This window comes from Candidatus Cloacimonadota bacterium (assembly GCA_021734245.1).
In the GTDB taxonomy this organism is placed as follows: domain Bacteria; phylum Cloacimonadota; class Cloacimonadia; order Cloacimonadales; family TCS61; genus B137-G9.
On record JAIPJH010000014.1, the window covers coordinates 1 to 26,491 of the forward strand.

The following is a 26,491-nucleotide window of genomic DNA, read 5'->3' on the forward strand; positions in this document are numbered from 1 at the left end:
TGATACGAGTGTTTTCAAGTGTGAAATTCTCGATCGAAAATGTCACGTTTACGCCGTTTGTACTACGCTGGTTCAAATTGAATCCCGCTGATCCCCAACTATCTTCGTAGCGGATCGTCTCGGAAAACAACAAGCTCAGGCTGAGTACCAATACGATAAGTGTTAGTGTTTTCTTCATGCTTTTTCTCCTTTTTTTCTTAGATAATTTATTTTAATAAAATAACTTTCTTTACGCTGGTATAATCAGTTCCTTCCTGATTTATATCTACAATTGTAAAATAAATTCCACTGGAAACTGTCTGTCCGTATTCATCTTTACCATTCCATATCACATCATGATAACCGGCTGCCATTTCCTGGTTAACTAAAGTTTTGATCTTCTGTCCCTTAATATTATGGATAGAAATGTTAACTTCAGCATTCCCACTTAAACTGAAACTAATGGTAGTTGTAGGGTTGAAAGGATTTGGATATATCTTATCAAATTTCGTGATAACAGGTATAAGATTTTGTCCGGCGTCAGTATGATCGATCGTAACTTCTGTAATATCTGATTGATATCCACCGGTGAACATTGCACAAACTCCGTAGGTATAATTTCCTGCAGGCATATTAACATCGGTATAAGTAGTCTCTGTAGTTGTATCAATTTCAATATCATTACGAATAATTCTGTATTCTATAAGATCTCGCTGCGGAACATCCCAATTCAATACAATGTCCAAATCAATGCTTTCTGCAGTTAAATTTTCTGGAGCAGGAAGTGTAATTGTAAAGTTCTCAACATTGGAAGGAACAGATTCTCCTTCGTCATAAACTGCTGTAACGTAAACTTCATAAGTTCCAACATCAAAAGCTTCCATTCCATAAGATGTATTCGGTATTTGTACAGTCCCGATCTGAGTACCATCAAGATATAGATGATAACCGATCAAATCGCGTGCATTAGAATTATCATTTTTTACTTGAGTATTTCGTTCAAAAGTATCGTCGTAAGGTGCATCCCAGCTAAATTCAACATCGTTGTAATTTATAACAGTGGCTTGCAGGTTGGAAGGCGGATCGATTCCTAAAAGAGTGAAATCAATATTTTCGGTAGTAACCCCACTTTCCACAACAACATCTTCTGCCACTTCCAAACTATAACCGTCTAAAGATGCTTGTACAGTATAAGTTCCAGGATTCAATGTGAGAAGATAATCTCCATTAGCATCAGGATTAGTGGAAACTCCGCTGGCTACCACGGCTACATCTTCCACGTTTCCATTTCCACCCTGCAAAGTTACGTTTCCGCTGACAAATCCAGGATCGATACCTGAAACTGCAATTGGTGGGAAGACGATATAATCTACCCAGCCGCAATCTTGACCGCTGCTTACATAAACATCTTTTGTATATTCCCATTTGAAGGTATGATTTCCGGCAGAAACAGGATAGGTCTCCAACGTCCAGCCACTGGTTCCACTCCAGGAACCAAGTTGATCGCCATCAACATAAAATCTGAGATAATCATAATTTCCTTCAGAAGAAACTTTTCTGTAAAAACTGATCTCTCCGTCTGCCACAACTTCTGCAGTAAGGATCAAAGATGATGATTGGTTATGATTTATATCTCCCGATTGTGCACTATAACTACCTTCATAAGAATCGGAAGAGATCGTCCAATCTGCATTTCCCCCAAATTCCCAATCGAAAGAATCAAATCCGTTCGATTCAAAATCCTCGATGGAAATACCAACTGTGCATACTATCGGGAAATCGGTAGAATATGATCCAGCATTCGCTGTAATGTTCAAATTGAAGGGTAATATTTCTGGTACTGGTGTAGAAGCATCAACTGTAAAAGTGAAAATTCCACCCTGCTCATCACCGGGATTCAAATCACCATAATATACGTCATCGTTATTCATGATTACATATCCTGATGGTGTAGTTAATAATCCTTCTACTCCAATTGCAGGGGTATCTCCATTATTGCGAATCGTTACCAGAACATCAATCGTTTCACCAGGATCGATGTAACCGTTATTATTACCAATCATTTCATCAAATTCAGTTCCCACAACAGCCAGATAAACACCAGCGATATCAGCAATACCTTCTACAGCATCCAGATCAAATCCCGCATCAGCCACAGTTGAGGCACCATCTCCATCATCGGATATTTTGATGAACTGCGCTTCGATAAGGCCACCATTGGCAATATCAAAATCCATAGTTCCCAGGCCATCACCCAGGCTCAACCAGGGTCCATCTGGAGTTTCACCCACGTAAACCGTGTAACCTTCATCTGTCGTGTCACCCTCAATAACTGTGATATCATCTCCAGGTCCATCCGGAATGGGATATTGCATATCAACTACGATCCAGCCGTTTTTACCAATGGAATAAAATCTTCCGTCCGGAGCTCCAATAACGCCTGGAGTATCACCTTCATCGGCACTGTTATTGCCGGGAATCTGACTGCTGCGTATTTTGTAAACGTATTGACCAGCCAGCGGTTGAAGCTGAAAATCGGTAGTTGTAGAATTATTTGAAGTTACCGTAACACCATTAATTGTCTGCGTTTCATAACCATTTGCTACCACTGTTATGTTATAAGTTCCCGGTAAAACATATTTGTGATAATCGCCCACGGCAGGATCGGTGTAACAAGGAAAATAATCATTTATAAAAACATTTGCCGTAACAGGATCACCAGTATTGGCATCTGTAACAACGCCTTCCAAACCATAACCGGCATATTCAACCATTGCCAGCATGGAAGGTTTGTTGCGATTGTAATAAAGCATAAGCTGCGAAGTAGGAGGTTGTTTATCATAAGAAATTTCCATACTCCAGCTTATCGAACCCATCGCTCCGTAATTTGTATCTTTTGTACTGCCATTGATGGCATACATTCCTGTATTTCCCTGATAATATGGTAAATTGGCATATCCGGAAACAGAAGAATAATGACCTGCTAATTGCATTATATGAGCGTAATCGGGACACTGACTGGAACGATAACTCCAGGGGCAGGAAATAGATTCAGTTCCGCTGTGGTAAGTAGTGTGAACAACAAACTGACGACTGAAAGTAGCATCTCGAAGGTATTTGGATTCGATCTGAGAGAAAGGCCCTGAACTTCCGCCCCAGGCATCCCACATATAACCGGCATCACGATTGAGATCGACACCGTTGTTGTTATAACGACTCATCGCAGCTCTACCATCGGGATTCACCATGTAATAAAGCCAGATCTCACGATTATCGACCAAATCCGTAATTGCGGGGTCGGTTCCATAATCCAAACAGATATCTCTGGCAAATCTGATAATATTTTCCGGTCCGCCAATCTCATCACCATGAATTCCACCATCAAACATCACTTCGGCTTCATTCTCATCAATAGTAACGTTATCGGTTATTTTTAAAGCTCCCAATTCCTTGCCACCCATGGAAGTACCGAAAACAACTTTCTGACAAATATTGGGGAAAGCAGCTGCCAGACTGTCTGCCAAGGCAATCACTTCATTCCAGGTATGATATGCTTCTCTGGTATTATCCTGACTTTGCCAGAAATTTACGGCAAACTCACGCATGTCTTCTTTTTCAATCTTATATTCCAAACCAAGATTCTGCAACGTTTGCAATTCGGTTGGAACTACGTAAAGAATAGCTTCTCCATTGGGGTAAATATCTCCATCCAATTTCAAATTATAAATCTGCTCCAGTTGAGATTGTGAATTGTAGAACACTCTAACTTCCATTTCAGCTTCGCGCCAGGCAAAAAGTGAACTGGCAAAAATAAAAATTAATAATCCAAATAAAATTTTTCTCATTTATAAACTCCTTTCTACTATTATCTTTCTTTAGCTTTATTCAGCATGCAATATTTATTCCGAGATTTATATAAATTATAGTACATAGAATGAAGTTCGGGAACGAAAAGTATAATTGCAAGTATCTGTTTTTTTGATAAATTACAAAAAAATTAATCATCAATTAATTCTTCGATTTCCATTTCATTTTTGTTCTCAGCATTTTTCCATCCTTGTTTCAGGTGGAATTCTTGATTTTTGATTTGAAGAAATTCATCAAATGTTTTATTTAGTTAGCCTGGAATAGATTCCCTCATTGACAGCAAAAAGTGTTCAGCAAATTTTGCCGCTAAAATTAATAATAAGGATGCTATGAAATACATAATAACTGGAAAAGGATACATATCTGAACTTACTAAACAGATAGAAGAAGATGTAATATCGATTACAGAAGAAGAGCTCAAGCAATCAGCAATAACGATTAACAAAAACGATAAAGTTTATGCTCCGACTGAAAGCTCGTTGGATATTATCATAAAAAAATCTGAGGATGAGAACTTTGTACATGCTGTTGAAAAATTAAAAGACAAATATCAATTCAGGAAACTGATGAGTGAAATTTATCCTGACTTTTTTTATGAGAAGTGTAAATTGGATGAATTAGAAAAAACTGAATTAGAAGAAAATAAAAAGTATGTTATCAAGCCGGTTAAAGGTTTCTTTAGTACGGCTGTAAAACAGATAAATGGTGGTGATAACTTAAAATTAATTGCAGAAGAAATATATACTGAATTGAATGAAAACACGAAATATTTTTCCGAAAGCATCCTATCTAAAAACGAACTGATAATTGAACAATTCATTGAAGGTGACGAGTATGCTGTTGATATGTATTTCAATGACAAAAAAGAGCCTGTAATTATAAATATTTATCATCATCCATTCCCTGAACAAAACGAATATTTTAATGTTCTCTATTATACCAATCACCAGATATTTGATAAACTATATGATCGTATTAACACAATATTCATTGAATTAAATAAGCATTTGAAAATTGCTGATTTTCCGATTCATGCTGAGTTCAAACTGGAGAATGATAAACTTATTCCAATTGAAATGAATCCATTGAGATACGGAGGTTTCGGGTTGGCAGATCTAACTTATCATGCTTTCGGTTTCAATCCATTTAATGCCTTTTTCCAGAATTTTAAGCCTGACTGGAATAAAATTTGGAATAAGTATAAAAAAAATCATTTTGGTTGGGTTCTGGGATACAATGGCAAAGACATTAACACAAAAACTCACACACCCGATGATGATGCTTATCTAAAATATTTGAAAGAAACACTTCATTACGTAGAAATTGATCATCGGAAAAATCCAGTTTTCTCTTTAGCTTATATCAAAGATGATTGTGAGATTTCTTTGAAAAGATTATTAAAAACCGAATTTAATGATTTCTTTGTACCGAATGATAAATAAGGCAATAAAAGCAAAACCTGCCAGGGATTTGAAACCTGGCAGGTTTTATTAATTTATTATCAACCATTCAGAAGGTCTTCGACCATTCGGAAGGTTTACTATTTATTCACAATCTACACAATCTTCATATCTGGCGTGAGATTTGAAGCGTGTCATTCCCAGCTTTCCAAACAGCGAGTCTACCAGCGAATAAAGCACCGGGATCACAAATAAGGTGAGAACCGTAGCAAATGCCAAGCCAAAAGCGATACTTACAGCCATTGGTTTATAATCGGAAGTAGTGCTGGAAGTTGATAGAATTATCGGCATGAAACCGGCAATGGTTGTTACTGTTGTCATGATGATCGGGCGCAGTCGGATAGAACCGGCATTGATCAAAGAATTCCAGCGGTCCACACCTTCCGCTCGCTGACGATTCACAAAATCTACCAGAACCAGAGCATCGTTAACCACTACGCCAGCCAAAGCAACAACGGAGATCATGGTCATCATACTGAATGGTAAACCGGTAACGACCAGTCCGAAGATCACTCCGATAAGAGCAAATGGAATCGTGAACATTACGATAAGAGGTTGAACAGTAGATTTGAATTGAGTTGCTAAAATAGTGAATACCAACAAGATCGCTACTATAAATGCAAAATTAAGTGAACTGCTGGTTCTGCTCTGTTGTTCGGCTTGTCCGCCAAATTCTACCTGATAACCTGGAAATCTGGTACTGAAGTCTTTCAATACTCCCTCAAGATTAAGTCGTTTATTACCGCGCATGATGTTCGTCACGTTATCAGGAGTCTGCATCTTTTTCACACCATTTTCTTCATAACTTGTTACAGAGCCCGATATAGTGATGATCCTTTTTCTATCACGATGTTGAATTTGTGAGTAACCAGTTGTTATCTCCATATCTGCTAATTCTTTAAGTGCAATAACGTCTCCATTCATTGTACGGATCGGTAGATTTTCCAGATCTTCCAACTTATCTATCTGCTCTTCCTTAACTCTTAGAACGATATCGTATTCATCCATACCTGTTCCGCGGTATTTGGAAATGTAACCTCCGAAAGAGGCATAACCAACCAAACTGGAGATCGATTGTACATTGAGTCCATAAAGAGCCATTTTATCGTGTTTGGGATTTATACGAATTTCTTTCTTACCTTCGGAAAAACTAGTTTCAAGATCAGCAGTTCCGGGAATTTTTTCCAACTCCGAAATGATGTAAGCACCAATTTCTTCCAGTCGTGTCATATCTTCACCTTTTACTCTGATCTCAATATCAGCTCCAGCTGGTGGTCCACCCCGTCCACCTTCTTTAAATGTGTATGTATATAATTCTGGCAAACTATCTACATACTTCCTTATGCGGTTCTTGATCTGATTATGAGAAAATTTTATATCGTCCAGTTCTACCAGGTCAATTTTTATTTCAGCATTCTTCGTGTCATATTGGTCATTGAAGTTTTCTCTGTATTTACCGATAGTTGTAACAACAGCATCTACATCTTCTTTCTCAGGCATATCAAGAATAAAGTTTTCGATCTTAGTAACAACTTCATCAGTTTTGTCTAAACTGGTTCCGGGTGGAGTTTCCAAATTTATTACCAATGTTTGGGGTAACCTGCTTGAAAAAAACTGGAATTTAACAAGTCCCAATCTAACTGCTAATCCTGCTAAAGCCATAGCCGTGAACAAGATAAGAATAGTTCTACCGCGATATTTAAGTGCTTTTTTTACATTTCTCTGATATTTTTTTACTAACCACTCATAAAATTTTCCGGTTTTGTTTTTTTTCTTATGAAATTTCTTACCTCCCAGATCTACTACGTGAGAAGGAAGAATGATTAAACTTTCGAATAATGAACCAAATAACGCAAGAGAAACAACTATTGGAAAATACCTGAAAAACTTACCAATGGTTCCTTCCAAAAGCATAAGGGGGAAAAAAGCGGCAATCGTGGTTGCTACAGCTGCAACTACCGGCCACGAAATTTCTTTCGTACCTTTAATTGCTGCTTCTTTGGTGCTCAATCCCATTTCTCGATAACGATGAATATTTTCCAGTACGATGATGGCATCGTCAACTATCATTCCCAAAACTAGAATTAAGCCAAACAGGGTTAAATTATTTAAAGTTACATCCAACTGGTTCATCAGGATGAATGCCAGCAGGAAACTGAACGGAATTCCCCAGGCTGCAAACAAGGCATTCTTCCAACCTATAAAAAACCACAGAACTATGAAAACAAGAATAATTCCCATAATTGCGTTGTTACCAAGAGTATTCACACTGTTTCGCACCCTGATCGATCCATCGTTGCGAACTTCCACATTTAAGCCATCCACTCTTTTTTCAAATTCTTTTGCTTCTTCCCGAATGTCTTTCATCACGCTTATAATATTGCCATCAGCTTTTTTGTAAACTTCCACTGTAACAGCTTTTTCTGTATTCAATTTACTGATGGTCTGAGCTTCTTCCAAAGTATCTCGAACGGTTGCCACATCACCGATTCGCACAACTCCGCCACCTCTATCGGCGGTTACTACAAGCTCGCTTATCTGATCAATATTATCGAATTCTCCCATGGTGCGAATAAGAAAATCGGCATAACCAACTTTGATCGAACCACCTGGAGCATTCAGGTTTCGCATGCGAACAGCAGTAGAAAGATCATTCAGAGTTAGTCCGTACTGGGAAAGTTTTTGAATATTAGTATCGATCCAGATCTGGCGATCTCTGGTTCCGGCAATTTCCACTTTGGAAACATAATCCACATCCAGAACTTCTTCTTTGAAATCATCTGCCAGTTCACGCAGTGCATTATCGGAAAGATCGCCGCCCAAAGCTACCGTACACATTTCATTTACTTCTCGCATTTTGAGCTGGAGCAGATAAGGATCGTCGGCATCAGCCGGCAGGTCGTTCAGTTTATCCATTTCGGTGTTCAAGTTATCCCATGCATCATCGATATCGGCATTTGCATCCATCTGGATATAGACGATTGCTCTTCCTTCGGATGCTGTGGAAGTAATATAATCAACATCCTGCAAGTCAGAAATTTCATCTTCGATTTTTTTTACGACCAGTTCTTCCATTTCAGCTGGAGATACACCACGATAGCTTACCATAATATAAAAAGCACCGAAGTCTACAGCTGGAGCTTCCTCTTTCGGCATATTTATCAAAGTCATTACACCTAAAATGAACACGATGATCATGATCATATTGATAAGAACGCCATTTTCTACTGAGAATTTTGCTAAAGACATACTGCCTCCTGTTTTTGCCGAGAAGGCATGAAGTAACGTAAGTCGTTATTGAATATTGCATATTGCAGTAACCAATGAAAAGGTTTAATAGATAGAATACCTCTAAGAGAAACCGTTTTCAAGGTTCTATCTGTGTTGATCCGTGTTAATCTGTGAGCTAAATTCATATTATACTCCCTTAATTACTGAAACCACTGCGAACTTCTACCAGAGCATTTTCCGTTAAGCTGTCTATGCCGTCTATCACCAGCTTGTCTCCCACTTCTAATCCGGAAGTTATAATTACATTATTACTAACCTTCTCTCCAATTTCTACGATTTTGTGTTCAGCTCTGTTATCAGCATTGATCACATAAACAAATTGCTGATCATATTTTTCTCTCAAATTCTCAATAGAGGTATAAAGAACGTTTTCGAATGTGCTGGAAAAAATTCTGCCTTCCACAACCATTCCCGGGAACAGCTTTTTATCAGTGTTGGAAAGCAGGACCTCTATCGGATAATTATTGCCCTCAGTTTTAGGACGAATTCCTACGCCAGTTACTTTCCCATTATATTTATTTCCACTATACAAAATAGTTACAGTATCTCCTTTTTTTACATAAGGAATATCAGCTTCACTGATTCCTGTTTTAAGTATTAACTGTTTGGAATTAACAATGCCGGCGATCTGCATTCCCATGCTCACCATTTCACCGATTTCCAGGTTTAGTTCAGCAATATAACCGGAAACAGGCGAAGTAAATTCAGAATTTTCAAGACTTTTTCGAGCCATTTCCACTGAAGCCTTTAGCCCGTTATAATTTGCCTGGGCACTTTTGAGACTGCTTTTCGACTGTAGAAATTCACTTTCGGAAATCATCTCTTTATCATATAAATTTTTCGAAACATTGAAATTTATCGTTGCCGATTCCAGAGAAGCTTCAGCAGACAGGAGTTGAGCTTCAGCCTGCTTCAATTGGTTTTTAACATCACTATTGTCCAATCTTCCGATCGCATCACCTTTGTTCACCCAGTCTCCCAGATTCTTGAAGATCTCTATTACTTTACCATTTGATTCACTCAGCAGGTTGACGTCTGTAAAACCTTCCAGTTTTCCTGTAATACGGATGTATTTATCAAGATCACGCGGCTGCATATCCTGTACCATCACAATAATTGCATTTTCTTTTACTTCTCTATTGAATTGTCCGTTACCGGCAGGTTTTCCGCAGGAAGCCAGAAATAACACAATCAAACTGAAAGCTATTATCCATTTAATTCTAATCATTTTATTCTCCTTAAATATTTTCTATAAATTTATTTAAAACTTCTTCGTTATCAGTTCCCATCTGCTGAAGAAGAGTGGCTTTGGCAGTAAGATAATCATAAAAACTCTGTGCAGCTTGATTTTGAGCTGAGTTGTACATGATCTCTGCAGAGAGCAATTCATTTGCCGAGATCTGTCCATTGGAAAATCTTTCTTTCATCTGCTCGTAGGTCTGCCGTGAATATTCCAGAGAAATATCTGTTGAGTGCAATGTCTTAGCAGAAGCAACCAGATTCAGAACAGAACTTTTGATTGCCAGTTCCATACTATTCTCCAAAGATTTCAGTTCGAAGATTGATTGCTTCAATTGATAGCGGGAAGTAGCTACGTCCAGTCCATTATCCACAAGTGGAAAAATAGGAACTGAAAAATTCAGACTGAGTTGACCGCTGTTTTCATTCAGATCATTTTCAAAATCATATTTATCCCAACGTTTTAAATATTGCAGGTTCAAAGAGGGCAGAAAATTCCCGCCAGAAACCCACATTGATTTTCGATTCGTATTCACTCCGATGCGGGCGATATTCAAAGTTGGATTGCTTTCCAAGCCTTTTTGCAAAATTTTCTGAACCAGATTTTCCAAATCATTCATATCCTGATCTTTCAAGATCTCCAATTCAGACTCGTAATCTGTTTTGGCTACTTCCTCGATCTCATCGACATCATCCATTTGCAGAAAATTCATCAGATCTAACAAACTGTTTTCATAAAGCATCTGCATCTGCAGAAGATTAACTTCTTTAGTTGCCTGTTCTGCCTGCAGCTGCAATAATTCAGATTTAGAAATACTGCCGGCTTCATATTTTGCCTGTGCAATTTTTACATTCGTTTGGGAATTCTGTAAATTCAATTTAGCAATTTTTAATAGATCTCTGTTTTTAAGAACTGCAAAATATTTAGTTTTAACGTCTACTATTGTTTGCAGATATGAATTTTGGAAGGATTGCTGAGACATTTTGTGTGCATCTTTGCTGATGCTGGCTCCCAACCAGACCTTTCCACCATTAAAAATAGGTTGATTTACAATTAAACTATAATTTATGGAAGCATCATAATCTGATCCAAAGTTATTTTGTGTTTCATCAAAATAAGTGTAACTACCGCTAATTGTAGCAGATGGTGCAATCGACAAATAACTGCTCCACAAATTTGTTTTGCTGGCCTTTTTTGACTGCTCTGCTGCCAGAAGCTCCGGACTGTTCTGCAATGCTATCTGCTTTGCTTCTTCCAAACTGAGAGCCGACAAAGATACAAATGATACCAGCAGAATTATATTTAAAATTATTTTCATTCTTCCTCCGCAAAGTCGTTTTGATTTTCCGGCTTCAAAGCCGCTTTTCTCATTTCTGAAATTGTATTTATCTCCATTTCAAATATTTTTTTCATTTTGTTCATCATTATCTTCGCATAAAATGGAAGATTATCCATGTTTTTTTTGGAAAGGTTTTTGTGATGTTTCTTTTTCATCATTTGCACATGCTCGTTCAAGCATTTTTCATGATTATCTAAAGCTCTGATGAATTCATCTCGCGAAATATTCTTACGAATAAATCGTACTGCATTCCAGAAATCCATCGGAGAATTCCGCACATCTTCCTGGAACAAATAGTATCTTAAGATTTCCATAAATTTTTTCTTTCCAGAAGCAGTTATTGTAAAAACTTTTTTGGGAGGATTGTTATCTTCCTGTTTCTTCTTTCCCACGATGAAACCATGTTTTTCCAGACGTTGTAAAGCTTTATAAACCGATGCTGTTTTGACGCGAGTCCACAAAGTCAGTCCCCTCTTTTCGAAGAAGCTGACTATCTTATAACCATGCATCGGCTGGTGCTTTAGCAAACCCAGCACGACTAAATCTACTCTCGACATTTCACCTCCAATTATTACTATTCTAACTTTAAAGACATTAAAAGCAAATTTATCCTGCTTAATTTTCCAGTAATTTCAATTCAACTATTCCACTTTCCAATAGAGACACAAATTACAATTTGATAATATTGTCAAATATATTATTCGAAAGTAGAATATTCTGACGCAAAAAAAGCCTTCATGATCGAAGGCTTATATTTTGTAAAAAAAATATCTGTTATTATTAGTTTAATCTTACAACGTTTATTGCCTGATCACCTTTATCAGTTGCAGCAATATCGAATTCCACCGCTTCACCGTCTCTTAAAAATTTACGCTCATTTTCCACAGTATAAATTGCCTTCCAATGAACAAAATACTCTTTACCTTTCTCGTCTAAAACAAAGCCATAACCTTTGGCATCATTGAACCATTTTACTGTTCCTCTCATTTTTTTACCTCTCAAAATTTACCAGCAAAATATGTTTATCATATAAGCTGAATTACAGAAATTTTGTTGTTGAAAAAAACTTGCAAGCTTTTTATCTAATTATTTTGTTCAGAACTGAACGCACTTGTACATTTGTGTACGCAATTTCCTTAAAAGTAATAATTAACGATCTCCACATTTAGAAATTTTCACAAAAGATTTGTGATAATGATAAACAAAGCTTCTGCGTTATCGAGCAAACTGCTGAATTGAACTTACAAAAAACAAGATAAAAAAATTCTTTTCTGAATTTTAAGTGAATCCATATAATTGAAAAATAGTAAATTACCAAATTCAGACTATGATAAATATTTATTTGGCAGAGAAATTGCTTGGTTACTCAGCAAATAAAAAGTGTTAGGAGCAAGTTTTGAAAAAAGGAATTTTATTAACAATTTTACTCACACTTATTTCCCTCACATCTGCAGAATGGGTGCAGATATCAAATAGTTCAGATTTATTTTCAGCTTCTTCGGATGGAATGTCCACAATAATCAGTTTCAATTTGGATGGATTTGAAATGCAGAATATTACAGAACGAGGAGAAGAATTTCAGAAGATATCTTATCAGAATGAAGGTCATTTCTTAGCAGTTGGGATGCCATCCCTCCCACGCTTCAGTCGTTTAGTAGCCATTCCAGATTATGGAAATGTTCGATTACAAGTAAACATATTAGGAGAGCAGAGATATCAAAATGTAAAAGTTCTTCCGGCTCAGGAATTACAAAGTGAGAGCCAGCAGAACAGAAATGAATTTATTATCAACGATGATTTTTACAGAAGCTCAGAAGTATTTCCTACCCAGATCGCTGAAGTTGGCCAACCTGCGATTTTAAGAGATTTACGAGTTGTAAATGTTACAATAAATCCTTTCCAATATAATGCAGCAACAAATGAACTTGTTGTTTACAGTCAAGTAGAAGTAGAATTGATTCCGCAAAACGGTGCTGGCGAAAATATAAAAACAACAAACAGAAAATTATCGAGATTCTTTGAACCGCTTTACCAGTCTACAATATTAAATTATGATGATTTTTCTCTGCGGGAAGATGACTATCAAGATCCCTGTTATCTGTTTATCTATGCGGCAGGAAATGATGTTCTCGATAACCTGGAGTATATTTCTGACTGGAAACGGCAGAAAGGATTTGAAGTTCATGCAGTTAGTACTACAGAAACAGGCTCGGACTTGCAAGATGTGAAAGATTACATACAAAATGCCTATGACACTTGGCCAAATCCTCCTGAGTTTGTGTGTCTGGTTGGTGATGCCGGCCCTGGTGTGAATTATAACGTGCCAACTGCTCATTTGGATGGCGGCTATTATACTGGCGAGGGTGATCAATATTATAGTTTGCTGGAAGGGGATGATATTCTGGCAGATGTTCATCTGGGTAGATTATCGTTCAATAGTATTTCGGAATTACAGACTATCGCATCCAAAATTCTACATTACGAAAAAGAACCTTTTATCACAAATGTTGATTGGTATAATAAAACTCTGGTAGTAGGAGATCCAACTTTTTCGGGTACTTCATGTATCGACACCAAAATGAATGTTCGAGACATGGTCGCCTTGAACGCTCCTGATATGAATATCACAGAAGTTTATAACAATTCTCAAGGCAGCTGGCAAATGCAGATGAGCAGCAATATAAATAGTGGAGTCAGTTATTTTAATTATCGCGGTTTTGCCAATATGAGTGGATTTAACGTGAATCACATTTATGGACTCAATAATGGTTGGATGCTGCCTGCAGCTGTTTTTATCACTTGTATCACAGGTGATTTTGAAGGAACTATCGATTGTAGAAGCGAAGCTTTTTTGAAAGCAGGAACACCTTCCCAGCCGCAGGGAGCTATCGGTGCTATTGCCACTGCAACAGGAAATACTCACACTTGCTTCAATAACTGCGTAGATGCAGGAATTTATTATGGAATTTTTCAAGATAAAATATATAATCTTGGTGGTGCACTTAATAGAGGAAAACTGGCACTTTATATGAATTATCCTGGTAATCCTGGAAATCATGTAAACCAATTTTCATATTGGAATAACCTGATGGGAGATCCTGGTTGTGAGTTATGGACAGATGTTCCTCAGGATTTAAATGTAATTTATAATACAAACATTCCCCAAGGCAGCAATTTCATTCCTGTGCAAGTTACAGATTCATCTGGCAATCCTGTAGAGAATGCCTGGATCAGTATTTTGCAGGGAGATGACACGATCAGAGAAATAGCTTTTACCGATGCCAGCGGAAGCGCGGTTTTACCACTTCCCGATAATGCATCAGGAGAAGTAGACCTGACAGTGACAAAACATAATTTCATTCCACATTTAGGAAGTTTCGATATTCAGCAGGCAACCAGTTTTGTAGCTGTGGAATCTGTTCAGATAGACGATGACAACAGTGGAAATTCCAGTGGAAATGGAGATGGTGTAATCAATCCCGGAGAAACTATTGAACTGATCGTAACATTAAAAAATAACGGTACTCAAACTGCCAATAATGTAACCGCTGTCATCAGCACAGAGAATGATTTTATCACAATATCAGATGATTCGGAAACATTTGGAAATATCGCGGTGGGAGCTACTGCAAATTCGCTTGATGATTTTGATTTCAGCCTCGATGCTGATGTTCTGAACAGCGCTGAAATTGAATTGGAAATCATAATTATGCAAAGTGGCGATCCTTTCTGGATTGATACGATCTTTCTGCCAATCAGTGCAGCGGAAATCACCTTCCAGGATTTCACTATTGACGATGGTTCGAATGGAATTTTGGACCCTGGTGAAACTAGCCAAATGGAAATAACACTGGAAAACATCGGTTCAATCGATGCCGCCGACATCTGGGCTGAACTTGTCAGCACAGATAATATGATCGTGGTCAATGACAATTCAGGTTCTTTTGGAAATATTATAGCAGGCAGTTCAAGCACCAATAATGTAGATAATTTTGATTTAACTGCTCTCCCACCAACCGTACCAGGTTCTGTTTACACATTGCAATTAAATGTTTACAATGCAGATGGTTATCAGGATTGTCTGGAATTTGAAATTGAAATTGGAGAACCGAATATAGCCGATCCGACTGGACCAGATGCTGGTGGATATTACTGCTATGATGATGGAGATACCGATTATATGGAATGTCCGACTTATGACTGGATCGAGATCGATCCAAATTATGGCGGTAGTGGTACAATCATTAATTTCCTTGATCTGGGAAATTCCGGCCAGGTGGAGGAAGTTGACCTTCCATTTGATCTTTCATTTTACAATCAAGTTTATAATTCGATATCAATTTGTACAAACGGCTGGGCAGCACCTGGATCTTGTGATCTCACGTCATTTATGAACTGGACAATTCCCGGTCCACTCGGTCCATCACCGATTATAGCTCCATTCTGGGATGATCTGCTTGTGATCAATGGAGACGTAATCTATCAGTATTTTGATTCCATGCATATTTTCGTCATTGAATGGTCACGCGTGCTCAATGAATACAACAGCGATGAAGAAACATTTCAGATGATTATTTATGACCAGAATTATTATCCCACTTCCAACAGCAATAATATGATAAAATTTCAATACATGACTGTTAATAATGTAGATCAGGGTTCTTACGGAACTCCGCTGGTCGGACATGGTCAATATGCTACCGTAGGAATTGAAGATCATACCAGCACAATCGGTTTGGAATACACATTCAACAATACATATCCCAGTACAGCAAAAGAACTGGAAGATGAAATGGCAATTTTGTTCGCTGGAGAACCGATGGATTATGTGGAGCCTTTTTTAGTGTTGGGAGAGATCTCATTCAATGATGCAAACGGCAACGGAATACTGGAATATGGTGAAACTGCAGATATTCAAATTAACTTAAACAATCTGGGTCAAAATGTTGCTGACAACGTTTCGGCAGTGCTTACCAGTAACGATCAATTTGTAACAATTTATAATGATAACTCAAATTATGGAAATATCAGCGGGTATGGAACTGCTGTAAATCAAACCGATTTCTCAATCGAGATCTCTGAACTCTGCCCAAATGCGCATTACATTCCATTTGAATTGAACGTTTCCAGCAGCAATGATAATTGGACTCTATTCTTTTCATTAACGGCTTACGCTCCTGATATCCAGATAGCAGACAATATCATTTTGGATGGAAATAATCATATTTTAGATCCCGGTGAAACTGGTCAATTGCAGCTCACATTAGAAAATCAAGGTTTGTCTCCTGTAGAAAATGTTACTTTGCTCTGTTCAACAAATGACCCTTATTTCAATATTATTTCGGGTTCAATTACAATTGGCAATATGAATGCAGGTGAAATTCTGGATGTTTTTGTAGATATTTCTTTATCAAATGGTGCACCGATCCAACATGAAGGAACTATAGATTTAGATTTTTCCAGCAGTTCAAGCTATTCAGTTCAGCACGATTTATTGCTCTACGTATCTCAAGCTCTAGTCTCTGTTACAGAAGAATTCGCTATCTTTCCACCTATAGGTTGGGAAATTCAAACCGATCAAACAAACTCAGGAGGTTGGAGTTATTCCAATAGCAATGTAGCTGGTGGTGATTTTCCAGAAATTGCTGCTATCTGTATGCCAAACGAATTTTATGACGACTATCTGATAACACCGGTCATAAACACTCTGGGTTCTACAGAATTGGAACTTTCATTCCGTCATACACTGCTTGTTAATCTACGCAATTATACTGTCAGTATCGTCACAACAAGTGATGGTGAAAATTGGAATGAGTTCTGGAGCCAACCGGGTTCTACAATTCCACCTCAAATGGAAAATCTGATAGTAGATTCACCTGATGTTGGATCTGCCACTTTCCAACTTGCTTTCAGAGTTCTGGGCACAACAAATTATACTGTAGATGGCTGGATCATTGATGATTTTTCTTTATCTTCAATAGATTTAGAACCTCATGGCTTTATTATGGGAAATGTAACCTTGAATGGTGGGACTGGAAATATTCTGACTGTGGAAGTTTGGGCTGGAGATATTACCAAACATCCAGATGCCAACGGCGATTATCTTCTACCCGTTCCTGAAGGAACTTATGATGTGACAGCATTTTTACCTGGTTATGTTTCATCAACTGCTTCTGGCATAAACGTGCAGAATTGGCAAACAACCAATATTGATTTTGTTTTGGATGAAATAAATCCCAACAATGCTCCTCAAAACCTTACTGCCGAAACAGTTTCCAATGATGTATATCTCTCCTGGGAAATGCCGGGAACAGAAAATATTCGCTCTACTAAAAGATCAAAGAATCAAGCTACCGAAAATCGTGAATTTGATAATTATCGAATTTACCGAAACGGTGTTATGATAGAGGAAACTGGACCGATTACAAATACCGAGTTTATCGATGTGGGATTGAATCATGGGAATTACACATATTACGTTACCGCTTATTATGTAGAAGGAGAATCAGCTCCCTCTAACGAAGTAGAAGTTGATGTTGTTTTATCTCCGCCTTCTAATGTTACATATCAAATTACAGCTCCAATGATGGTTTTATTTCAATGGGATCCTCCCGAAGACACAAGTAGAAGCTTCAGTCATTATAGAGTTTATAAGGATTCGGAACTTGTTGCAGATAATTTGCTGCAGACATTTTATTTTGACAACTATGTTACTCCAGGACTCCACGTATACGGAATTTCAGCTGTTTATGACAATTATGAATCGGCTTGTGTTATACTGCAGGTCAATATGACAGAAGCAGGAAATCAATTGATTCCAGCAAAAACAGAATTGGTTGGAAATAGTCCAAATCCTTTCAATCCAGCAACCGACATTGAGTTTACATTAAACAAAGAAACTCTTACTTCAATTGACATTTATAATTTGAAAGGTGAGAAGGTAAAGACACTTCTTCATGAAATACTGCCAGCAGCAAATCATTCCATTACCTGGAATGGAAAAGACGATAACAGCAAAACAGTATCTTCAGGAATTTATTTTTACAACATGAAAGCGGGAGAATATTCTGCAACTAAGAAAATGATAATGCTGAGATAAAAGTCGAGTTTAATAATCTAAAAAAGTCCCGTAATTTTTGCGGGACTTTTTTTGGATATTGACAAATTAACTTTTTTATGCAAAGCTGAAATCAAAAGAGATATAGGAAAGATCATGTTACAATTTATAAAAGATATTGCGCGTGAAGCCGGTGATATTATTTACAAAGCTTTTTACAAACCGGAAACCAATATAATCCACAAAGGCGAGATCGATCTTGTTACAGAAATTGACTTGAAATGTGAGTATTATCTGATTGGTAAAATTCGAGAGAATTATCCAGATGATTGCATCATCACCGAAGAACAGGAAACTATCAATCCAGATTCAAACCGCAAGTGGATCATCGATCCACTGGATGGAACTACTAACTTTTCGCATCGTTTTCCCTTTTGTGCTGTTTCGATTGGTCTTGAGATCGATGGAGAAATGCGATACGGAGTTGTAAATGCACCAATTATTAAAGAACTTTTCTGGGCCGAAAAAGGCAAAGGTGCATTTCTCAATTTCATGCAAATCCATGTTTCCAAAACTGACCAAATCTCCAACTGCCTTGTTGCGACTGGCTTTCCTTACGATCGTTGGCAAAATGCAGATTTCTATATAAAAGAATTCCTGGCTTTTACCAAAAGTACGCAAGGAGTTCGTCGTGCCGGCGCTGCAGCAATTGATCTTTGTTACGTTGCCTGCGGCAAGCTGGATGGTTTTTTTGAGCGAAAACTGAAACCGTGGGATATGGCAGCCGGCAGTTTGATCATAACAGAAGCTGGCGGGAAAATCACTCAGTTCAACGGATCAAAATGGCATCATTCCGAGCAAACAATATTAGCTTCCAACGGAATTATTCATGATGAGATGGTGGAGATATTGGGGAAGGCGCATATATAAAAAACTCCCAGAAAATTTTAAATCTGGAAGTTTTTTTTATAACTTCTGATTTTATAGCAAGTTCAATAAACAAAATTCTTAAATTTGAGTATCCCCGAGGTAAAGTATCGAGGAACTATTTCATCAAAATCATCTTCTTTGTTTGGGTAAATTTACCTGCTTTGATCTTATAAAAATAAACTCCGCTGGAAACTGAGTTTCCTGAATCATCCTTACCATTCCAAACTACAGAATAGCTTTTGTTTCCCGCTTGTGTCATCCTTAGCGAAATCGAAGGACGGGGATCAAATGATTCAAAACTGCTGTATCCTTCGACTCCGCTCAGGATGACAGGAATTGTTTTCACTTTTTGACCTTTAAGATTATAAATTTCTATTTGTGATGATTCGGGCAAATTCGTGGTTTCAAATGAAATTGTTGTACTGGGATTGAAAGGATTCGGGTAATTTTGAAAAAGTTTCATGGGAGATTCCAGCAAAGTTTCCTGTGAACTAACTGCTGGTAATTGGATTTCATCAACCGTTCCTGAATAAAAATTTGAAACATACAAAATATTTTCAGCATTATTAACTTCTAATCCACTTGGTGCATCAGTTCCACTATGCACTATTTCTGGATCACCATTGAATTCATTATTGAACTTGTAAATAGAACTATCAGCCATACAACTCACATAAATATTACCTGCTGCATCAGTAGCCATTGCATCCAGATGATCTAAACCAGCATCGTAGGCTATAGAAGCATCTCCATCAGGAAGACTGACTTCATAAATTGGACAATTTGTTTGGAATGAGCAGATTAGAAGTCGATTATATTCTGCATCGTAAACCATTCCCTGATCATAAGATCCAATGCCGCCAAAGGCGAATAATTCGGAAGTCTGATCATTGATATTAATTTTGTAAACTTTGTTATTGTGAGTAACAACGTACAGAAAACCATCATCTGCCATAGCAATTCCATCGGCATCCACTGCTCCTTGCAGATAAATATCCCAAAGTTCGGTTGAAGTGTATATATCGATCGCTTTAACATGGCTTCCATAAGTTACGTAAAGAACATTATCCACCAAAAGATTATTCGCACAATGTGAAAGACCAGTCCAAAATTCACTCTGGCTACCCTGATTATTTACAAATACTACGTTGGCACCTTGCCAGCAGGAAACAAAATAACCATCCAGTATTTCACAATAGGAAATTCCTTCCGGCATATCCATTTGCGCATTCAATACAAAAACTGATAACATTGCTAATAAAACACTAATTTTTCTCATTTTTCTTCCTCCATAATTTATCGAGGATCGAAGAATCAACATATCATGGGACGTGAGTTTGATCCATCAATCCGTTTTGATCGCCTTTATAAACAATTCTAAAAAGTCGAAGTAAAACTCCTTTTTTTCATAACCCAGAACTACCTCGTTCAGCATAGATCGCAAACTTATGCTAAGTTGAACAATATTTCGCTGAAGATCAAAATCTGTTCTAATTGAGCCGTTATTTCTGCCATAATTATAGGCATTTATTAGAAGTTTTTGAATCTCTTTACGGGCTTTATTTATCTGCGCTTGGAAACTTTCATCATGTGCTTGCGGCTGCACTCCCTTTTGATCTATATGAACAATCAATTTGAAATGTTCTGGATTTGCTATCGTATATTCATAATTTGCCATTCCAAAAGCTCGAATACGTGGAATTCCATCTTCAGCCAATTTCATCTTTCCGACCAGATAATTCCAGCGCTGAATGGAAATGTTCAAGAAAACTTGACGATAGAGATCATCTTTATCCTTAAAATAGGAATATAAAGTTTTGCGTGTAAATTCAGATTCTCTGGCAATTTCTTCCATTTTCACGTTTTCGAATCCTTTATTGGCAAAAAGTTTTTCGGCTGCCAGCATCATTTCCCTCTTTCTTCTTTCCTTCTCCCGCTTGATCCGAGACATCCATCCTCCAAATGTAACCTTGTGTGTGTTTTCTACACACAGTGTGTATCTTTTTAAATTGAACTTCCTGTGTCAAATATTTTTTCTTTGACAGAATAAACTACAGCATTAAAAAAGAAACATAAATTATTGAATTGGAGTATATTGTGAAAACGGTTAAGTTTGGAAAAAGAAATATAACACCTTCCAAAATAGTATGCGTTGGAAGAAACTACGTAGAGCATATCAAAGAATTGAGCAATGAAATCCCTGAAAACATGGTGCTTTTTATCAAACCGAACACATCTATTGCCGACCAGCTTGTATCTTATGTTTGGGAACCTATCCATTATGAAGGAGAGATCTGCTTCCTGATAGAGAATGATGAATTTGTAGCTGTGGCATTTGGTTTAGATCTTACAAAAAGAGGTTTGCAATCCAAACTGAAAGGAAAAGGTCTTCCCTGGGAACGCGCCAAAGCTTTTGACGGAGCAGCTCTTTTCAGTGAATTCGTTCCTATCGATGAAATAAAATCGAATTTGACAGTGGAACTTGATGTAAATGGTGAAACAATGCAGAGTGGAAATGTCTTGCAGATGATCTATAAACCTGATCAAATTTTGGAGGAAATTCAATCTTTCATTACTTTGAATGACGGAGACATCGTGATGACCGGCACTCCAAATGGCGTGGGAGTTGTAGAAAAAAGAGGAGTTTATGAAGGCAGAATTTTAAAAGGAAAAGAGCTCCTTGTCTCTGCGAAATGGAAAGCACTTTAAAAATTCTTGTTATCTGCCAATCAATTCATCAAAGAAATACTCGGAAAGTAGCCGAAGTTTTTTCTGAAATCCTTAAAGCAGAAGTTAAAAAACCATCAGAGATTGATACTTCAGAAATTAGGAATTATGATCTAATAGGTTTTGGATCGGGAATTTATAACGGCTATCATCATCCATCGCTTTTCGGAATGATCGATAATCTTTCAGAATCAAATAAACAAAAGGCTTTCATCTTTTCTACTTCCACTATCTTTATAAATAAAATGCATCAAAAATTAAGGAATAGATTAGTGCAAAAAGGATTTGAGATAACTGGCGAATTTAATTGTAAAGGACGCATGACATACAGTTTTACCAAATTCTGTTTTGGCGGCTTGAATAAAAGTAGGCCAAATAAAAAAGATCTGGGAAAAGCCAGAAAGTTTGCAGAAAATCTAATTAAATAAATTGGATCTATAATTGAAAAATATAAAAAAAATCGTTTTATTCGGAATTATCGTTTACTCGATTTTACGTTTTTTAAATTGGATAAGTTACAAATACTTGAAGAACAAGATCATCAACAGACAGAGCTGGGATTTGAATATCTGCTGCGGCCATACTGACGGTGGCGGTGTGAATGCGGATATCGTCAAGCACAGTGATCTGCCGAATTTTGTCTTACTCGATGATATCTATAATCTTCCATTCGCAGATAAACAATTTGAACAAGTTTTGTGTTCTCATACGATCGAACACGTGGACCATCCCCTGAAGTTTCACGAAGAATTACAAAGAATCGGCAGGAAGATTACTTACCTCGTCCCTCCCATCTGGGACTTCACGGCTGCCTTCAATTTATTTGAACACAAATGGCTGTTCCTTACCTGCAGTACAGAATTCAATGCTCCCCCAAAACATATCAAACTTCCTTTTGCCGACAAATTGCAGGAAAAGATCGGGCAGACGATAAAAGCCTGAAACACAAACTTTCCGAATGGTTTTATACCTTCGAAGTTATTTTTTAGATAAGATCTCGAGAAATGAGATTATATCTTCTCGTTACACAGATACGGATTTGTAATAAGTATATAAAAGAAAATATTCGAAAATTTCTGTTTCCCTTACTTTAGTATGGGGATTATTTTATCATTTTCATAACTTAAATCAACACTAATTTATCAAAACAAACATAACATCAATAGGATCAATTACCGGTCAGTAAACATAACCTTTTCATTTACTGAAACTTAAACTACCCAAACTGCAATTGGCACAGCTTTTGCCTGAGAATAGCATAGAAAAAAGATTAAGGGGAATGGAATGATCTATAATTTTTTGAAGGTAGCACTACGCAATCTGCTGCGTAATAAATCTTTTAGTATTATCAATATTCTGGGATTAGCAATTGGTCTTACCTGTTTTATTTTTATTGCATTGTGGATACAGGATGAATTCAGTTTTGATAAACATAATGAAGATTTTGAACGAATTTATCAGGCTGGGATCGATTTCAAACTTGGAGAATTGGAAGGTCGTGGAATTACCACTACAGCGCCTTTGGCTCCAGCCATGATGAACGAAATACCCGAAGTAGAATCTGGCGCTCGCTTCATGAGTAGCAGCACCAAGCTGGTTGCCTCGCAGGAAGTTTTATCTGGTTTTTTGGAAGATAATGTCTACTATGCCGATTCCACAATTTTTAATGTTTTCACAATTCCACTTTTGCAGGGCGATCCCAAAGATTTACTTACCCGAAAGAAGACTGTAGTCATCACATATAGTATTGCACAAAAATATTTTCCCACAATCAATCCGATAGGACAAAACCTGACTTTTGATAATAATCGTGAATACGAAGTTGTGGGCGTAGTTCAGGATTGTCCGCATAACAGCCATTGGAAGTTTGACATGCTTGTTTCCATGATCAGCATCCAACGAGCTTACAGCGAAGAATGGTTAAGCGATAATTTGCATACTTATTTTAAATTGCAGCCAGATGCAGATCAGCAAGTGGTAGAGAAGAAGATCAACGAGCTTTTCCGACGTAATGCAGAACCGATTTTTCAGCAGTTCGTAGGAGTTTCTATAAGTGAATGGGAAAAGCAGGGAAATCATTATTTTTATGTAACAACTCCACTTTCGAGGGTATATCTGTATAATGAAGCAATGGACAGCATAGGAGAAGTTGGTGATATTCGCTACGTTTTTCTTTTTGCTGCAATTGGATTTTTAATTTTACTGGTAGCCTGCATCAATTTCATGAACCTGACTACAGCCCGTTCCGGAGTGCGTGCCAAAGAGATCGGTATGCGTAAAGTTCTGGGTTCAAACCGTCGGCAGTTGATACAGCAATTTCTGTTTGAATCATTGATCATCAGTTTTATTGCCATGCTTATCGCCTTAATCACAGCTCAGCTATTAATGCCGTTTTTCAATGAACTTACAGATAAAGAACTGGATTTGAATTTCGGCGGTCTTTATACTTTCCCAATTATTATTTTTGTTACTTTGTTTGTAGGTTTCCTGGCAGGAGGTTATTCTGCCGTATCACTTTCTTCTTATGATATTCTGACGATTTTGAAGGGTAGTTTGTTCAAGGGGAAATCTAAAAGCTGGTTTCGAAATGCCCTGGTTTTATTCCAATTTTCCATTTCTATTTTGGTTATCGTATGCACTATAATTGTCTATTCCCAAATGAAATTTGTTAATAGTAAAAAATTAGGATTTCAGAAAGAACAGCTGATCGTAGTGGATCGCGCTCATATACTGGGAGATCAATTAGATGTTTTTAAACAGGAAATCCTCAAAAATCCCGGCATTCAATTTGCCAGTAAAACCTATACGGTTCCCGGTAAAGGAAACGATGGAAGCATGTATCAAAAAATCGATTCCCCGCCCGAAGAAATGTTTCATTTCCGCAAAGTTAGCGGAGATTTTGATTATCTGAAAACTCTGGGAATCAAGTTAAAATCCGGTCGTTATTTTTCGGCTGACATAGCATCGGACAGTACAGCTATTGTTCTGAATGAAACAGCTGTGAGAATGCCGGGTTATGAAGACCCAATTGGACAGGTAATAGTGGAACCCGGCTCAAACATTAAACATCAGATTATTGGTGTAGTAAAAGATTATCATACCTTATCTCTGCATTTGGATATTCCTTCATTAATGATGCTGCACCCCAGTTATTATTGGAAACGCTATCTTGCTGTTCGAATTCTACCCCAAAATACAGCTGCCAGTTTGAGTTTCATTAAACAAAAATGGCTGGAATTCAGTGGAAATCAACCTCTTGAATTTTTCTTTATGGATAGCTATTTTGAAAGTCTTTATAATAACGAAATGCGATCAGGTACTTTTTTCATTATTTTTGCAGCCCTGGCAATCTTTATAGCCTGCCTTGGATTGTTTGGCTTGGCAGCCTTCACGGCAGAACAAAAAACTAAGGAGATCGGTGTGCGCAAAGTTCTGGGTGCTTCAATTCCAAGTATAGTATCAATTTTGTTGAAACAGTTTACCAAGTGGGTTTTACTGGCCAATATTATAGCCTGGCCAATCGCATATTATATTATGAAAAGCTGGCTGCAGAATTTTGCTTACCGCATCGATCTGAATATCAGCTATTTCATTCTATCTGGAATGATAACATTGATGATTGCGATAATTACAGTCAGTTATCTATCAATCAATGCAGCCACTCGTAATCCGGTGGAAGCGTTGAAGTATGAGTAGCGCAAAGCTCTGTCTTTGCGAAATGAAAAATGAAAAAGAGAAATGAGAAATGAGAAGATCTAATTGTTAAATGTTAATTCCATTTTACGGAAAGTAATATATATAAAAAATTGTCTATTGGAGGGCAGAATGAAGAAATTAGTAATAGTTTTATTTGTAATCAGCTTAACGTTCCACGCGTTTTGTGCTGAAAAGGCTATCGAGATGAAATTTGATGATGTTGAGTTAAAACTCGACAATATCATCTTAAGTGATGTAAACTTCATTGCAGGTAACAAGATCGTGGTTTACAGTAAAAGCATCGAAGATATCGATATGACTTCAACAAAATTCGTTGTAACGATATCTGCAGAAGATGAAACAAAGATTGAACTGGGTTTACCTGTTACAAAGTGTTATCAATATCAAAAGGATGATTTGATCTGTAAATTCGATAGTGAAGTTGTAAATGTGGAAAGTGATGATGTTTTTGTGGTGATAAGCGATGAAGGCATCAAAGTTAATGATTATAATGACGGAAGTGAAATCACGATAACCGATGATGGAATTACAGTGGATTCAGTTTCTGAAAAGGTTAAGATCGATGATTCTGGAATAATGGTAGAAGACAGAAGTGAAAGTATACATCTGAAAGGTCATCTGGGATTCATTGCCAGTTTTTTTGCCAGGAATGCCACTAATGCAGCTTTGAACATGGTAGGAAAATCACCCGAAAAAGTATTTAAACTGGTTGTGAATGAAGATTATGATGAAACAACTGTACATTATAATTTTGGTTCAATGTAAAAAAAACCAATAGCAACACAAGCAAAAACCGTTCTGAATTTTTCAGGGCGGTTTTTTTGTAAGCAGTTCAGCAGTTCATAATAATTCTCACAGAGAAATTCTTACATTTCCTAATTGTC

The 26,491-nt window shown here is 37.3% G+C and carries 16 protein-coding genes; 8 read left to right on the forward strand and 8 right to left on the reverse strand.

Annotation, left to right across the window (positions count from 1 at the left end; all coding sequences use genetic code 11):
- Positions 1 to 206: 206 nt before the first annotated feature.
- Positions 207 to 3,824: a carboxypeptidase regulatory-like domain-containing protein gene (locus K9N40_03805; protein ID MCF7813591.1), complete on the reverse strand. Its 3,618-nt coding sequence runs from the start codon at positions 3,822 to 3,824 to the stop codon at positions 207 to 209.
- Between the two features lie 351 nt (positions 3,825 to 4,175).
- On the opposite strand from K9N40_03805, the gene K9N40_03810 reads away from it, so the two are divergent.
- Complete coding sequence (locus K9N40_03810; protein ID MCF7813592.1) at positions 4,176 to 5,288, forward strand: ATP-grasp domain-containing protein; 1,113 nt, start codon at positions 4,176 to 4,178, stop codon at positions 5,286 to 5,288.
- 102 nt (positions 5,289 to 5,390) lie between these two features.
- On the opposite strand, the gene K9N40_03815 is transcribed toward K9N40_03810, so the two are convergent.
- The 5 genes from K9N40_03815 to K9N40_03835 form a co-directional block, all read right to left on the reverse strand.
- Positions 5,391 to 8,555 carry an efflux RND transporter permease subunit gene (locus K9N40_03815; GenBank protein MCF7813593.1) on the reverse strand — a complete coding sequence of 1,055 codons (3,165 nt, stop codon included), beginning with the start codon at positions 8,553 to 8,555 and terminating at the stop codon, positions 5,391 to 5,393.
- A 178-nt stretch (positions 8,556 to 8,733) separates the two neighbouring features.
- Positions 8,734 to 9,825 (reverse strand): efflux RND transporter periplasmic adaptor subunit, encoded by a 1,092-nt coding sequence (locus K9N40_03820; protein MCF7813594.1) that lies wholly within the window; start codon positions 9,823 to 9,825, stop codon positions 8,734 to 8,736.
- A 10-nt stretch (positions 9,826 to 9,835) separates the two neighbouring features.
- On the reverse strand, positions 9,836 to 11,155 hold the full coding sequence (locus tag K9N40_03825) for a TolC family protein (GenBank protein ID MCF7813595.1): 1,320 nt from the start codon (positions 11,153 to 11,155) through the stop codon (positions 9,836 to 9,838).
- The gene (locus K9N40_03830; protein MCF7813596.1) at positions 11,152 to 11,733 is read right to left on the reverse strand and encodes a PadR family transcriptional regulator; all 582 of its coding nucleotides are present in this window, start codon (positions 11,731 to 11,733) and stop codon (positions 11,152 to 11,154) included. The genes K9N40_03825 and K9N40_03830 overlap by 4 nt, the downstream gene beginning before the upstream one ends.
- A gap of 223 nt (positions 11,734 to 11,956) precedes the next feature.
- Positions 11,957 to 12,163, reverse strand: a complete 207-nt coding sequence (locus K9N40_03835; GenBank protein ID MCF7813597.1) for a cold shock domain-containing protein — start codon at positions 12,161 to 12,163, stop codon at positions 11,957 to 11,959.
- A 409-nt stretch (positions 12,164 to 12,572) separates the two neighbouring features.
- Between K9N40_03835 and K9N40_03840 the strand changes: the two genes are divergently transcribed.
- Positions 12,573 to 18,275 (forward strand): T9SS type A sorting domain-containing protein, encoded by a 5,703-nt coding sequence (locus K9N40_03840; protein MCF7813598.1) that lies wholly within the window; start codon positions 12,573 to 12,575, stop codon positions 18,273 to 18,275.
- Positions 18,276 to 18,389: 114 nt separating this feature from the next.
- Positions 18,390 to 19,163: an inositol monophosphatase gene (locus K9N40_03845; protein MCF7813599.1), complete on the forward strand. Its 774-nt coding sequence runs from the start codon at positions 18,390 to 18,392 to the stop codon at positions 19,161 to 19,163.
- A 115-nt stretch (positions 19,164 to 19,278) separates the two neighbouring features.
- On the opposite strand, the gene K9N40_03850 is transcribed toward K9N40_03845, so the two are convergent.
- Both K9N40_03850 and K9N40_03855 read right to left on the reverse strand, forming a co-directional pair.
- The gene (locus K9N40_03850; GenBank protein ID MCF7813600.1) at positions 19,279 to 20,442 is read right to left on the reverse strand and encodes a hypothetical protein; all 1,164 of its coding nucleotides are present in this window, start codon (positions 20,440 to 20,442) and stop codon (positions 19,279 to 19,281) included.
- 66 nt (positions 20,443 to 20,508) lie between these two features.
- The gene (locus K9N40_03855; GenBank protein MCF7813601.1) at positions 20,509 to 21,114 is read right to left on the reverse strand and encodes a TetR/AcrR family transcriptional regulator; all 606 of its coding nucleotides are present in this window, start codon (positions 21,112 to 21,114) and stop codon (positions 20,509 to 20,511) included.
- Positions 21,115 to 21,260: 146 nt separating this feature from the next.
- Here K9N40_03855 and K9N40_03860 point away from each other — a divergent pair, with 146 nt between their 5' ends.
- From K9N40_03860 to K9N40_03880, 5 genes are all read left to right on the forward strand, one after another.
- Positions 21,261 to 21,872, forward strand: a complete 612-nt coding sequence (locus K9N40_03860) for a fumarylacetoacetate hydrolase family protein (GenBank protein ID MCF7813602.1) — start codon at positions 21,261 to 21,263, stop codon at positions 21,870 to 21,872.
- The gene (locus K9N40_03865) at positions 21,857 to 22,318 is read left to right on the forward strand and encodes a flavodoxin family protein (GenBank protein MCF7813603.1); all 462 of its coding nucleotides are present in this window, start codon (positions 21,857 to 21,859) and stop codon (positions 22,316 to 22,318) included. Before K9N40_03860 ends, K9N40_03865 begins: the two co-directional genes overlap by 16 nt.
- A gap of 13 nt (positions 22,319 to 22,331) precedes the next feature.
- Entirely contained in the window at positions 22,332 to 22,832 is a 501-nt protein-coding gene (locus tag K9N40_03870) for a class I SAM-dependent methyltransferase (protein MCF7813604.1), read from the forward strand.
- Between the two features lie 342 nt (positions 22,833 to 23,174).
- A complete protein-coding gene (locus K9N40_03875; GenBank protein MCF7813605.1) occupies positions 23,175 to 25,586 on the forward strand; it encodes an ABC transporter permease in 2,412 nt (803 codons plus the stop codon).
- A 129-nt stretch (positions 25,587 to 25,715) separates the two neighbouring features.
- Positions 25,716 to 26,372, forward strand: coding sequence for a hypothetical protein (locus tag K9N40_03880; GenBank protein ID MCF7813606.1), 657 nt, complete (start codon positions 25,716 to 25,718; stop codon positions 26,370 to 26,372).
- Positions 26,373 to 26,491: the final 119 nt, after the last annotated feature.